This window comes from Planktothrix paucivesiculata PCC 9631 (genome assembly GCF_900009265.2).
GTDB classification, from domain to species: Bacteria; Cyanobacteriota; Cyanobacteriia; order Cyanobacteriales; family Microcoleaceae; genus Planktothrix; species Planktothrix paucivesiculata.
This window is the reverse complement of the sequence record NZ_LR735001.1, coordinates 186755-200508: the sequence shown is the minus strand read 5'-3', so window position 1 is coordinate 200508 and position 13754 is coordinate 186755. Positions and strand designations below refer to the sequence as shown.

The following is a 13754-nucleotide window of genomic DNA, read 5'->3' as shown; positions in this document are numbered from 1 at the left end:
GAATGGGTAATGGGTAATGGGTAATGGGTAATGGGTAATTACGAATTACGAATTACGAATTACGAATTACGAATTACGAATTACGAATTACGAATGGGTAATGGGTTTTGGGTGATATTCAGCGAGCGAATACGCTCCCCCTGCCCCCCCTGCCTCCCCTGCTCCCCCTGCTCCCTGCTATAAATTAGATAAATCTTCGGCTTTGAAGACTACTTCTTGCAGTTCACCGGGTTTGCCAAGACTTTTGGCTTCTCCGTTATTAACGGTGACTAGAACTCCTCCAGCATTTCCAGTAAAGACAACCACGTTATCTTTCGCTTTCCAACTGCGTTTTGTTCCTCCTTCTAATGTCCCTTCAAATTCGGTTATACCATCGACTTCAATCTCAACCCAGGACGTCTCTTTCACCACAATGCCCACCTCTACGGTTTTATCTGTCCCTGACTGGGCGGAGGGCTTGGTTTGAGATGCTTTCTCAACGGCTTGCTTTGCCTCGGGAGTCGTCGCAGATGGGGTAGAAGCAACTAACTGACTAGCGGGCTGGGTTTTTGTCTGAACCACCGCCGGACGCAGTTGAGGATTAACTTCCGGTGGGTTGGGTGTAGCCACGGGTTCAGCACCGGATACACCTGCAAAATTAGCGGTTTTATTCAGATAAGAAACCCCATTAATGGCACAAATAATTAATAGGATATAGGTTAAGTAAAGATGGGTGGGTCTTAATTGCGGAAGGGCTAAGAAATTCAGTTTTGATTTCATCCCCACTTGTTGAGGTTCGGGGAGGAAAAAGTTACCTAGTTCTATGCCATTTAAACCTAAAGCATCTGCATAGGTACGGATTAACCCTTGAGTATAAACGGGTTCGGGGAGTTGTTCTATCCTAGCTTCTTCGAGCGCTTGTAATAAATGGGAACGGATTCTAGTATAAGCGGCCACCATATCCAAAGATAGGGAATGACCTAGACGAGTTTCTCTGAGTTGTTCTCCGATTTCTGCTAATCGCTGAATCAGTTCAGGATCATAGGAATTAATGGTGGGGCTAGGATTTTTAGCCATTTTAAACGGTAAGACAAATAAATCAGTTTTCATAATCAATTACTCCTTGATATCTACAGGGTGAACGGGCACACTAACCAATGGGGATGAAATGGGATTTCGTAAAAACTCAATTTCCCAGGCACTCAGGGAACGATACTGACCTTCTGGCAATGGGGATTGTCCAGGGGGTTGAAGTTGAATTGAGCCAATGGCTGTTCGGTGTAATCGGAGGACTGGATAACCCAACTGTTCGGCAACTCGGCGAATTTGCCTATTTCTCCCCTCATATAAAATCACTTCCAACCAGGTTTGGTCGCTTGAATTTTTTTGAATACACCGAACTTGAGCAGGTAGTGTTTTTCTTCCTGCCAATAGGACACCCTGACGCCAAGCCTGTAATATTGAATTCGGTGGATTTCCAGCAACCCAGACTTGATAAGTTTTAGGAATGAAATGACGAGGATGAGTTAAACGAAAGGTTAATTCTCCATCGTTGGTCAGCAATAACGCTCCTGTAGAATCCACATCCAATCGTCCCACCGGATGAATGCCTTGGCCGACTCGCATTTTACGCGGAAGTAGATCCAAAACCGATGCTCGTCCGTTGGGGTCTAAACAAGTTGATACAACTCCTATCGGTTTATTGAGTAATAAATAGATCGGCTCAGGTCGGTGGTCAGGTTTAATTGCTTTCCCATCGACCTCAATTTGATCGCAAGTCGGATCGGCTTTTTGTCCCAATTCGGCTAAATTGCCATTAACCCGCACCCGTCCCGCTTGAATCATTTCTTCCGCGTGACGGCGCGAGGCAATGCCCCATTGAGCCATAATTTTTTGTAGCCTTTCATCCATGCTGGTCGTTAAAGGTTATTGACTACTGGTCGATCAGTTGAAACTATGGCAGGGTTTTGCCATAAGTCTCAAGACTATGTACAAATATTACAACAATCCGCAATTAATCCTACTATCAATCTGAGTTCGGTGTGAAGTAATGTGGGAATGGGTGATTTTGGAGTGGCTATGGCATTGATTCATACTGGGGGCAAACCCCTAATTGGAAGTCTATTATCAAAGGCAATTGGGCTTTGGTTGCGATCGCAAGTTGATAAAATTGATCACCTGCATCTGAATATCGAAGGTAGTAATCGTTCTCTGCTGTCCGGGGATATTCCAGGGGTGTCCGTGGCGGCGGAGAATGCCATCTATCGGGGGTTACATCTCACTCAAGTCCAATTACAAGGGTCAAATATTCGGTTTAATCTGGGTCAAGTCTTAAAAGGTCAACCTCTACACCTGTTAGAACCTTTTTTTGTCACCGGAAATCTACACTTGAATCAATTCGATCTGAATCAATCTTTACGGGCTCCGATGTTAGTCCAGGCATTAAATGAGTTTGTTTTGTCCCTGTTGGTTTCTTTAACCCAATCTTCGCCCGGATCTTTCCATAGTCCCCAACCGTCGGGAAATGATTCTTGGGTTAAATCAGTTCAACGGATTCAAGATGCCCAAATTCTGATGGCAACCGATCACCTAATTTTAAATGCCCAACTGCTTTTCGACTCAGGTGAACTATTATCTTTTCAATTAAAAACCGGATTAAAAATTGCTAATTTCCGTGAACTCATATTAGTTCAGCCTCAAGTTCAAATTTATGACATTAACACTGAACTGCACCTAGATCATTATATCATTGATTTGGGTTCCGATATCAAAATCCAAGACCTAGTTTTATCCCCTGGATTACTTGAAATTCAAGCAATGCTGAAAGTCAATCCTTAATTTTAAGGGGAACAGGGAATAGGGAATACTTTGACTTCGCTCAGTAACAGGGGAATATTATCCGTTTCGAGATTTCTTTTGGGTTAGTGATCTAGTTTGAGTTATGAGCGCGATGGCAGTACCGCCGCCTGTTGGCATCGCTAACTCATTAGTACGCTACATATAGTGTAACTGCGTAAGTCCTGATTAATCAAACCCTCATCAAGAATTTATTGAATTTAATTCTTGATTTTTTTAACTTTAAATTGTTGGGAAGAAAGCCCTTCAGGGCTTACTACGATTTGAGGGGGTTTTTAACTAAATTGACATTATAATAGCGGGGGTCGGAGGTGACTTCTTTTCCGATCCAATGGGGAATATCAATACTTTGATCTTCTGTTTCTAGTTCGACTTCTGCTAAGATTAATCCTTGATTTTCTCCCCCAAATTCGTCAACTTCCCAAATTAAATCGCCGATATTAATTTTATATCTGGTTTTTTCAATTAAAGGGCGATCGCATAATGTTTCTAATAATTCTTGAGCATCTTCAACGGGGATTTTATACTCAAATTCAGCCCGACTGCTTCCCGTTGTTAAGCCTTTAATGGTTAAATATCCTTGACTTCCTACGACCCGCACCCGCACCGTGCGACCGTTAATATTAGCAATATAGCCTTGACGATAGGTTTCTCCTACCCCAAGCGATCGCCATTCATCCCCTGTAACTAAAAATTTTCGCTCGATTTCTGTTGCCATTTGTAGTGGTCTAAAAAATTACCTGTATATGATTATACCATAAAATTTTATATTTTTATCAACAAATAAAAAAAAATCCCGTTGTTGCGCTTCAGCGCAATCTTGAGGGCTAAAGCCCAACAACATACAACATCATGTTTATGTTAATAATAATTCATTTACCAATATCTCCAAAATTGATATAATAATTTTACTGTGAGCGTCATCACTCGCTAGATTAGAAAATAATCTAGCTTTAAAATTTTAAGTTTATTTTATCCATGACTGAACTATTTAATCCTTCTGAAAATGATCATGTTTCTCGTCGTTTTATTCTAAAATTATTCGGTATTAGTGCGGTTGCTGGTGTCTTAGGGTATTCTCGATTCCACAAACCAGAACCCACTATTTTCCAGCCAAATATCATTAATCTACCTCAATTTTTAACCCAACCTAAGCACGTTGTAATTGTCGGTGCAGGATTAGCTGGATTAGCCTGTGCTTATGAATTAACTCAACGGGGATTTAAAGTTACTTTATTAGAAAAATCTCCCCAATTAGGCGGTAAAATTGCCAGTTGGGATATTAAAATTGGGGATAAAACCTTTAAAATGGAACATGGGTTTCATGGGTTTTTTCCTCAATATTATAACTTAAAATCCTTAGTTAAGGAAATCCAAATCGAAGATAATTTTAAATCTTTAGAATCCTACGCGGTGGTTTTTAGAAATAACCAATATCAACCGGAAGTATTTCGCCCTAGTCATTCTGCATTTCCTTGGAATGTTGTTGATTTGGGATTTTCTTCTGCTAATCGTTTAAAATGGGGAATTAATCTGACTCATTTTAATCATTGGAAAGTATTTAGAGAAATTGGTGGGTTCAAAATTCCTAATAGTTTTCAACGCTTAGATGATATTTCCGTTGCTGACTGGGTAAGTCAAGATTTTCCCCAAGGGTTGTATGATTTATATTTTCTTCCCTTTGCTAAATCCAGTTTAAATGCACCGGATAAATTGAGTGTGGGGGAATTAATGCAGTTTTTCCATTTCTATTTTTTTGGTAATCCTGAAGGGTTGGCTTTTAATGGAACTCGGCAAGATATGGGAAGCAGTTTAGTCCAACCTTTAGTCAATGCGATTCAGCAAAAAGATGGGGAAGTTTTAACCGATATTACGGTAAGCAATATTAACTGGAATCAAGGAAAAATTGATTCTATTAGTTATTTTCAAGGAAATCAAATTAATTTAGTTCCATTTTGGGTTAAATCTAATCCAATTTTATCATCAATTACCCCACCTTTACCCGAAAACAAACATTTAGAATACTTTGGGGATGGAGATGATGTTTATGCCGTATCTGGTGAGAATAATCAAGCTATTTCTTTACAATGTACCCATCAAGGTTGCACCGTACAAATAGCAGAAGATGGATATTTTCATTGTCCTTGTCACGGGGCAGTTTTTAATCAAAATGGTCAGGTAATTTCTGGCCCAGCACAACGGGATTTAACACCCTATAAAGTTATGGAAAGAGAGGATAATCAAGTTCAGTTAGTCAGTGTTAATCCTAATACAAACCAGACCCATAATATTCAAGCAGACTATTATATATTGGCGACGGATATTCCGGGTACACAACGATTATTTACGTTGATGACCGGGGAAATTAATCAACAGGTGAAACAACAAATTGAAGAATTACAAGTTGCTGACCCCTTTGCCGTTTGTCGGTTTTGGTTTGACCGAGATTTTCCTTGGGAACATAGTCATTTCACCTCCCTATCGGGTTATGATTTAACCGATAGTATTACTCTTTATCATCGGATTCAAGAAGAATATATTCAATGGTATGAAGAAACCGGGGGGACTGTGGTAGAACTTCATGCTTATTGTTATAAAGAAGCTCAATTTCCCAATCAAGAAACCTTGTTAAAAACTTTTGAACAGGAACTTTATGAAATTGTTCCCGAATTAAAATCAGCTACTCTATTACATCGAGAATTAGTCAATCAGAAAAATTTTGCGGGCTATCCCCCCGGAAGTTATGTAAATCGTCCGGCTACAAATTCTGGGGTTACTAATTTAATGTTTGCCGGAGATTGGGTAAAAATGCCCTTTCCCTGTGGTTTAATGGAAAGGGCTGTAAGTAGTGGATTATTAGCAGCAAATGAAATTTTATATCAGGAGGGTTTGCAAAAACGCTCAATTTTTTCTGTAAATCCAGAAGGATTTTTAAAGATATAAAATTGATTTTACTTTAATTCCGCGCAGGCGGAATTTGTTTGTGTAGCCGCGATTTCAATCGCCCGGTTAATATGAATCTATTAAAATCTCCAAGGTTAATATGAATTCAGAAAAATTATCCCATGCAACTAACGATATTCGACAGTCAGGAATAAACCCGAATCATTGGTATGTTGTAGCAGCGAGTCATGAAGTCAAAACTCAACCCGTAGAAGTAAAATTATGGCATCAAAATATTGTTTTATTTCGGGATAGTTTAGGCAAAATTCAAGCCTTAGAAAATCGCTGTCCCCATCGACAAGTTAAATTAAGTCATGGTAAAATTATCTCAGATTATATAGAATGTGCTTATCATGGTTGGCAATTTAATAATCAAGGAGAATGTGTCATAGTTCCCTATTTAGAGGATAAGCAAAAATTACCTAAAAATTGTAAAATCCGAGATTATCCGGTGCAGGAATTAGAGGGTTTTATCTGGTTATTTCCAGGGAATAATCCTAATTTAATTCAACCCTTAGCAATTCCCGAATGGGAACATTTGAATTATATTGCTACGGTTTCAGTAATTCATTATCAAGGTCATTTTTCCTTTTTAATTGAGAATTTAATGGATATGTACCATGGACATTTACATCAAGATTTACAAGCTTGGACAGATGCTCAGTTAGAAAAAATAGAAGAAACCCCAAACAGAATTGATGCTTATTATCAAGCTCAGAGTTATTATAAAATTGATAAAATTTGGTCAATTTCTCAGTTATTTTTTCCGGGGTTAAGAAAACTTCATTCTGAACCTTTAACAGTTAGTTATATTTATCCCCATTGGGTTTCTACCTTGGGAGAATATTTTAAAATATATTGTTTATTTTGTCCGATTAGTTTAACAGAAACGCGAGCTTATTTAATTCATTTTACCTCGTTAAATGCCTTTTGGCGACTCCATAAATTGCCTATAAAGTTTAGAAAATTTGTCAAAAATTTATGTTTTGGTTCTGCCCAAAACCTATTAGATGGGTTGGTAAAACAGGATATTTTAATGATAGAAGAAGAACAACAAAGCTATTTAGAAAATCCCCAACAAAAAGGATATGAATTCAATCCGACTATCGCCAGTGTTCAACGGTTAATTAACAATCAATAGCAGGGAACAGGGAACAGGGAACAGGTAGGAAAAGAGTTCTCTGGGCACGGTTTTGTTTTAGCATCAATAAAAAAATTTGTTGTTGGGATGAGTGTACCTTGATGGAGCGCTGAAGCGCAACAACGGTGAATTTAGGCTTTTTGCTTCAAAATTAATAGGGTAATATCATCAAACTGTTTTTCTTTTCCTCGGAATGTAACAATATCATTAATCACAGTTTGTTTAATTTCTTCTAGTGGGTGTTGCCAATTTTTAGAAATCACATTACAGAGTCTATCTAGTCCATATTGTTGTTTATTCAGATTAAAGGTTTCTGTAATTCCATCGGTATATAAAACCACACCATCCCCAGTTTTTAACTCAACGGTTACGGAATTAATAAACTGCGTAATATTTTCATCTAAAGCAATTGGAATCCCTAAATCTATTGTATCAATCCGTTCAATATTACCATCAGAACGAACAATCAAAATTTCCTCATGCTGTCCACTAACTGTTAATAAACCTTGATAATAATTTAAAATAGCTAAAGTTAAATTTCTATCCACATTCATCCGTTCAACATTTTTATAAAGAGTGTTGTTAAGAATAGTCAAAAATTGGATAGGGTTAGTTTCTCTAATTTCCGTAAGGGTACGAATTCCCATTTGAGTCATTAACATTAAAATTCCACTTTCTAACCCATGTCCGGTCACATCTCCAATTCCCAATGTCACCACACCATCGGTTTCTAAAACATCATAATAATCTCCACCAACTTCCTCCGCAGGTTCCATAAATCCTACAATTTCTAACCCAGAAATCGCCGCCAATTCCTCTGGTTTGGGTAAAATCATTTGTTGTAAACGACGAGTAACTTCTAATTCTGTTGCTAACCGTAAATTTTCCGTTTGTAGGCGACTAATATTAACATGGGTTCTAATTCGGGCTAAAAGTTCATCCTTAGCAAAGGGTTTCATCATATAATCATTAGCACCCATATTTAACCCTGTGACAATATCTTGAACTTGAGTTTTTGCTGTTAATAAAATAATTGGTAATTCCCTTTGATTAAACTGTTCTCGAAGTTTTTGAGTAACTTCATATCCGGTAATTTTAGGCATCATGACATCCAATAACATTACATCGGGTCTGAGTCCTTTAGCAATTAATTCTAATGCTTCTTCGCCATTACTAGCTTGAAAAACCACATAATGATGTAATGAAAGATTATTCAATAAAACCTGACGATTCACGATTTCATCATCAACAATTAAAATTTTAATCGTTTCTGGAGAATAGTCCACTGACGGCTGAGAAAAAACAGGATTAACAGCTAAGAATGTATCAATTTGTATGGGTTTTAGATAATTTTTAATTTGGTTTTCCGTAGGAATTTTAACCACATTTTCAGCAATAGGTAGGGTAAAAGTAAATCGAGAACCGATACCTAACTCCGATTCCACGGTGATTTCCCCCCCATGTAATTCAACTAATTGTTTTGTAATGGTTAATCCTAATCCAGTACCGCCATATTCTCTAGCGGTTGAACCTTCTCCCTGTTCAAAAGATTCAAAAATTCGATCCAATTTATTAGTCTCAATCCCAATTCCTGTATCAGAAATGGTAATTGCCATTTGAGGTTTTTCAGTTTCAGATAAAATTATTGCTGAAATTTCTACAATTCCTTCTGGGGTAAATTTGATCGCATTTCCAACTAAATTATAGAAAATTTGTTGTAACCGATTTTCATCTGCTTCTGCTAGGGGAAAATCAACCGGAATCCGATTAACCAGGTGTAAATTTTTCTGAGTAATTAGGGATTGGCTTAAGATTAAAACCGCATCAATAATCGCCCGAATATCAATTGGTCGCCGTTGCAATTCTATATTTTGATAGCGCAATTTAGAGAAGTCTAAAATATCACTAACTAAACTAGATAGACGGCGACCACTAGCCACAATCATGGCTAAATTGCTATTAGTTTGGGGGGATAAACCTCCTGTTGCACCATCAATTAAAGATTCAGCAATCCCAATAATTCCATTGAGGGGAGTTCTTAATTCATGGGAAGTATTGGCAAGAAATTCATCTTTTAATTGGTCTAACTTTTGGAGTTCTTGGTTTTTGGCTTCCAAAATAGTAAAGGATTCTTTTAACTGTTTAGCCATACTATTAAAAGATTTTGCTAACTGACCTAATTCATCCTTGCGTTTAAGGTTCAGATTATTTTGTTCCCATTGTCCTTGAGCAATTTTTTTGGCGGCAATATTTAACTGTAAAATCGGCTTAACAATCCATTGTGCAGTCAATAATCCGATTAATGTGGCTCCTACTAATGCCAAACTACATAAGGCAATCGTCGTGCGAATATTGGCATTAATTTGTTTCATAAAATCCGCTTCGGGAACCACGACAAGAATTAGCCAATTAACGGTTTTTCCCTTCTGAAACGGTAACACCTTGACAAAATAACGACTATTATTCCAAATAAAGTCTAGTTCTTTCCCTTGTTTAATTTCCTTGAGATTAATATGGGTCTGGTTTAAATAGTTGGCGGTCGCTTGAGTTAAGGGATTTTGGCTGTTTACCGCCGCAAATAACTGTCTATCATTATTAACAACTAAAAAGGGTTTTTCTAAGGTTGAAGTGGCTAATAATGTGCCATCACTATCGATTAAAAAGGTTTGTCCTGATTTTCCTACCTTTAATTTATTGAGAAAATTTCCAATTCCATCTAACCGTAATGCTGTATTCAAAACCCCTTGAACTTCCTGGGTTTGCGGATTATAAACCGGAAGCAAAGCACTCATTAATAAAGTCGGTTCTAATAGGGATAAATACACCGAACTCCAAGTCGCATCTCCCGCTTTTACGGCATCTTTATACCAGACGCCCTTTCGGGTATCAAAATCTTTAACAATGGTTGCAACTTCGGTGCGATCGCCTTTATAATCAGTTTTATAGGAATAGAAATCAAAATTAGTAAAAGTATCAATCACATTAATTCTTAAAGACCCATCCCCTAACTGTTCCCCCGTGCGTTCTTGTCCAGCAGCATTAGTAATTTTAATAAAGTTAATATCAGGATGAATTTGTACCTGTCTCCAGAGATATTTTTCCCACTGGGTTAAGTTTTCAAACGTCAAAATTCTTGACTGAAGTAAATTTAAGTTGGTTTTATTAATCTTTTCTGGAATGGCTAAATAGGCTTCTAAATTCTGTTCAACTCTCGCACTAATTTCATTTTGTAACTGACCCACCACCTCATTCACTGCCTTCTGCCCTGCCTGAAAAGACAGCCATCCCACAATCCCAACGGCTCCGAAAATTTGCAGTAAAAACGGTATAATCAAAACCGTTCGGATGGGAATCGGACGCTGAGTTTTCCGAACCATCTTAATCCAAATTAACTGAAATTTAGGCAAATAAATTGACATTGAAGATCAAAAATTATGGTGTTTGAGTGGGTAATGGGTAATCAATCAACTCTTAAACTGATAACTGATAACTGATTACTGATTACTGATTCCCTCCCAGCGTTTCATCTGACCGCCATCAATATCAAAGAGGTCAAGCACCCGACAAACGGTATTTGTCACCATTTCATCAATCGATTCTGGCATGGTATAAAATGCCGGAACCGGAGGCATAATAATTCCCCCACATTCAGTCACCGTTAACATATTTTTAAGATGGATAGCATGGAGAGGGGTTTCCCGCACCATTAACACCAACCGACGGCGCTCTTTAAGAACCACATCCGCCGCCCGGGTTAGGAGGCTGCTCGTCACTCCCGTAGCCACCTCAGCCAAGGTTTTCATCGAACAGGGAAGAATCACCATCCCCATTGTCCGAAACGAACCACTGGATATCGCCGCCCCTACATCACCGATAGCATAGCTCACGTCAGCTAAGTTGTGGAGTTGTTTAGTATCCATTTCTAACTCATGGGCTCGGGTGATTTCTCCCGCCCGGGAAACCACCAGATGGGTTTCCACATCGGTTTCCCGCAGGAGTTCCAACAGACGCACCGCATAGATAATACCACTCGCCCCACTAATGCCCACAATGAGACGTTTAGAACTGGTCATATTAATGGCGGCTTCCTAATCTGAATTATTGTATTTTAACCCTAAATAAACATTTTTCAATCAACTTCCTTTCTAATATCACTGCGAATATGTAAATCCCGTTGAGGATAGGGAATTTCAATATTTTTCTCCCCAAAAACTTTCCAAATTTCACAAGCAATCTCGCTCATAATTCGTTTACCTCCGATGGGATGTTCTAACCAGACCGTGATCTCAAAATCTAAACTAGATTCTCCAAAATTAATAAAACTAACCAAAGGGGCCGGATCATTTAAAGTTTCGGGATGTTTATAGATAATTTCCAATAAAATCTCAATGATATTTTCTGGGTCACAATCATAACTCACTCCCACAATCAAAGACTTTCGCACCCGGCGATCGCTCCCCGTCATGGTTTTAAGTTCTTGGGTAAAAAAGATTTGATTCGGAATAATTTTTTCGGAATTATCCCTCATCACTTGTACCGTTGTCGCTCGCATACTCACCTTTTTAACTTCACTGGATTCTCCCCCAATTTCAATAATATCTCCAGGTCTTAACGAACCTTCAAATAATAAAAATATCCCACTAATAAAATTACTAAATACTTCCTTTAACCCAAAGCCAATACCGACAGATAACCCGCCCGTAATTGCAGCAAATGTTGTAGAATTAAATCCTAGATATCCAACAACAACCACAATTCCAAAAGTAATTAAAAAATAACGAATTAAAATCAAAGAGGCTTGGGTACTACCCGAATCCAGTTTCGTGCTATTAATAGTAGTCTGCCAGAGGACATATTGTAAAATATTGACGGCAACAATCCATAAATACAACCCCACGGTACTAATTAAAACTGCTGCTACGGTGACTGAACTGCCAAATAAATTAATCACCACCACTTGCAGAAGTTGATCAAAATCTACAAATAAACTTAAAATTTCTCTCAAAACATATAAAATAAATAACGGTCTAAAAAAATAGAAATTACACTCTTTAACCCGATCAATCGGGATAAATAGACATAAGCTAACTACAAAAATCCGATAAAATAGATAAACCCATAAAATATTAATGGCGATCGCCAGAATTCCGGCAATCCATCCTTGATGAATGAATAAATCGTGAAATAAATTTAATGCAATTAAGCTAAATCCCCGACCCACTAAATCAGGAATTAAGATTAATCCACACCAATAGGGAGCTAAAGTTGTTTCTTGGGCTAGATTAACTGCTAGTTGTGGGAAATTTGCTTTTATTTTTTTACCGACCCAATAGGATAGGCTATGACTGACTAAAATCGAGATCAAAATTACCAACAATTGAATTTGTACCGGAGATCGATTCAAAAAAATTAAGAGTTTAGTAATTTGATCAACAATGAATGTTAAATCGAGTGAATTGGACATATCGGTTTTTTTTAAAGGTTGACTTTATTTCTGATTAACAGTTCCAGTAATCTGAGCGGCAGCATCTTCAGGAGTGATACTTCCCCCCAATACTTGAGGATATAAACTATTGCCCGTCTTCGCCCAAAACCGCGCTGATTCAACTTGGTCTAAAGGAATGGCGATTGCAGTTTTAGATTGCTGGACTAATATTGCTTCTCGGGGAAACAAACGACTATTAACATGAACATTGTTATCAGCCGGAATAAAAGAGCCTTCTAGGAGACTTAACCGCTTACGAGTTTGTTCTGGATTTGTAAAAAACTCAGCCAATTTTAGAGCCAACTGCTGTTGTTGAGGACTCGATGTTCTATTAAACAAAATCACACGGGAATAGATTAAAGGCCCGGCGGGGTTGTTCCCTTCCCCGGGTAATAAGGCAACACCCAAATTATCTTTTCCTAACACTTGGCTGTATTCTGGAAACTGGGAAGAATCACAAAAAACATAGGCTAATCGGTTATTAATAAACCCCTGTTCTAAGTCCTCAATACCATCGCTAAAAACCATATTTGGTTCGTTTTGGGCAATTTTTAGCCACTCCATCCATTTTGCCCAACTTTTTTGATCAAAAACAAAATTACCTTGGGCATCAAAAGATTTTCCCCCAAAAACCTGCACTCCCCAAAAGGTGCCCACAAAATTAGACCATATTCCCACCGAGTAACCAGTCTTGGCTTGTTCCAAGAGTTCCGTTAAAGTTTTAGGCGGTAACTTCACTTTCTTCTTGTTATAGCAAAGAGTTTGAGTCATCACCGAGGTGGGTATACCATATATTTTTCCCTGATAGCGAACATGACTAATCGCCGTAGGAAGGTAACCCGAAAAGTCAAAGTCTTGAATCACCGGAATCAAGTTATCCTGAACTAAACTCGGAATCACCCCAGAAGCAGTAAACAGAAAATCAGGCCCTAAACCTCTCTTAACTTGTGTGCGGAATTGCTGATCTAATTGATCAGTGGGAATATATTCACTCACAATCCTAACATTAGGATATATTCGCATATAATCCTTCAAGGACTCTTGCATCATTTCCTTGATTTTACCCTCAAAGGAATGCCAAACCAAAATCTGCCCCTGAATAGATTGCGGTTGAGGATCAGATATTTTGTCTGCATCCTTGGGACTGCAACTGGTCAAAAATATTAATACTAAGATAATTAACTGCAAAAAACGGTAACGCAATTGATTTTCCTACTCCCTAAATTAAATATTGAAACATTCTATAGCAATCAGCAGTTTACCCTTGACAACTTCTTTCTGTCTTTGGAGTTAAATTCTGCCCAACCCTTACTATAAAATAAGCGATCGCCTTTTTCAATAAAAGCGATC

The 13754-nt window shown here is 38.0% G+C and carries 10 protein-coding genes; 3 read left to right on the top strand and 7 right to left on the bottom strand.

What is annotated here, in order from left to right; translation table 11 throughout:
• Window positions 1–177: 177 nt before the first annotated feature.
• On the bottom strand, window positions 178–1089 hold the full coding sequence (locus PL9631_RS05190) for a helix-turn-helix domain-containing protein (RefSeq protein WP_083617725.1): 912 nt from the start codon (window positions 1087–1089) through the stop codon (window positions 178–180).
• 6 nt (window positions 1090–1095) lie between these two features.
• Window positions 1096–1890 (bottom strand): pseudouridine synthase, encoded by a 795-nt coding sequence (locus tag PL9631_RS05185; protein ID WP_083617723.1) that lies wholly within the window; start codon window positions 1888–1890, stop codon window positions 1096–1098.
• A gap of 147 nt (window positions 1891–2037) precedes the next feature.
• On the opposite strand from PL9631_RS05185, the gene PL9631_RS05180 reads away from it, so the two are divergent.
• Complete coding sequence (locus PL9631_RS05180) at window positions 2038–2817, top strand: LmeA family phospholipid-binding protein (protein ID WP_083617720.1); 780 nt, start codon at window positions 2038–2040, stop codon at window positions 2815–2817.
• Between the two features lie 274 nt (window positions 2818–3091).
• On the opposite strand, the gene PL9631_RS05175 is transcribed toward PL9631_RS05180, so the two are convergent.
• Window positions 3092–3553 carry a CYTH domain-containing protein gene (locus PL9631_RS05175; protein ID WP_083617718.1) on the bottom strand — a complete coding sequence of 154 codons (462 nt, stop codon included), beginning with the start codon at window positions 3551–3553 and terminating at the stop codon, window positions 3092–3094.
• A gap of 260 nt (window positions 3554–3813) precedes the next feature.
• Here PL9631_RS05175 and PL9631_RS05170 point away from each other — a divergent pair, with 260 nt between their 5' ends.
• Both PL9631_RS05170 and PL9631_RS05165 read left to right on the top strand, forming a co-directional pair.
• Window positions 3814–5778 carry an FAD-dependent oxidoreductase gene (locus PL9631_RS05170; protein WP_083617716.1) on the top strand — a complete coding sequence of 655 codons (1965 nt, stop codon included), beginning with the start codon at window positions 3814–3816 and terminating at the stop codon, window positions 5776–5778.
• Window positions 5779–5878: 100 nt separating this feature from the next.
• Window positions 5879–6919, top strand: coding sequence for an aromatic ring-hydroxylating dioxygenase subunit alpha (locus tag PL9631_RS05165; RefSeq protein ID WP_083617713.1), 1041 nt, complete (start codon window positions 5879–5881; stop codon window positions 6917–6919).
• A 131-nt stretch (window positions 6920–7050) separates the two neighbouring features.
• Here PL9631_RS05165 and PL9631_RS05160 read toward each other — a convergent pair whose 3' ends face one another.
• The 4 genes from PL9631_RS05160 to PL9631_RS05145 all read right to left on the bottom strand — a co-directional run bounded on the left by PL9631_RS05160 (window position 7051) and on the right by PL9631_RS05145 (window position 13607).
• Window positions 7051–10296, bottom strand: coding sequence for a SpoIIE family protein phosphatase (locus tag PL9631_RS05160; RefSeq protein ID WP_231516646.1), 3246 nt, complete (start codon window positions 10294–10296; stop codon window positions 7051–7053).
• A gap of 117 nt (window positions 10297–10413) precedes the next feature.
• Window positions 10414–10992, bottom strand: coding sequence for a UbiX family flavin prenyltransferase (locus PL9631_RS05155; RefSeq protein WP_083617710.1), 579 nt, complete (start codon window positions 10990–10992; stop codon window positions 10414–10416).
• A 56-nt stretch (window positions 10993–11048) separates the two neighbouring features.
• Entirely contained in the window at window positions 11049–12383 is a 1335-nt protein-coding gene (locus tag PL9631_RS05150; RefSeq protein WP_083617708.1) for a mechanosensitive ion channel family protein, read from the bottom strand.
• A 24-nt stretch (window positions 12384–12407) separates the two neighbouring features.
• On the bottom strand, window positions 12408–13607 hold the full coding sequence (locus tag PL9631_RS05145) for a sugar ABC transporter substrate-binding protein (RefSeq protein ID WP_156090460.1): 1200 nt from the start codon (window positions 13605–13607) through the stop codon (window positions 12408–12410).
• Window positions 13608–13754: the final 147 nt, after the last annotated feature.

Bases quoted from the DNA above. Each gene is read 5' to 3' on its own strand.
- PL9631_RS05165 (WP_083617713.1), top strand. From the start codon at position 5,879: ATGAATTCAGAAAAATTATCCCATGCAACTAACGATATTCGACAGTCA.
- PL9631_RS05150 (WP_083617708.1), bottom strand. From the start codon at position 12,383: ATGTCCAATTCACTCGATTTAACATTCATTGTTGATCAAATTACTAAA.
- PL9631_RS05190 (WP_083617725.1), bottom strand. From the start codon at position 1,089: ATGAAAACTGATTTATTTGTCTTACCGTTTAAAATGGCTAAAAATCCT.
- PL9631_RS05160 (WP_231516646.1), bottom strand. From the start codon at position 10,296: ATGGTTCGGAAAACTCAGCGTCCGATTCCCATCCGAACGGTTTTGATT.
- PL9631_RS05175 (WP_083617718.1), bottom strand. From the start codon at position 3,553: ATGGCAACAGAAATCGAGCGAAAATTTTTAGTTACAGGGGATGAATGG.
- PL9631_RS05185 (WP_083617723.1), bottom strand. From the start codon at position 1,890: ATGGATGAAAGGCTACAAAAAATTATGGCTCAATGGGGCATTGCCTCG.
- PL9631_RS05170 (WP_083617716.1), top strand. From the start codon at position 3,814: ATGACTGAACTATTTAATCCTTCTGAAAATGATCATGTTTCTCGTCGT.
- PL9631_RS05180 (WP_083617720.1), top strand. From the start codon at position 2,038: ATGGGTGATTTTGGAGTGGCTATGGCATTGATTCATACTGGGGGCAAA.
- PL9631_RS05155 (WP_083617710.1), bottom strand. From the start codon at position 10,992: ATGACCAGTTCTAAACGTCTCATTGTGGGCATTAGTGGGGCGAGTGGT.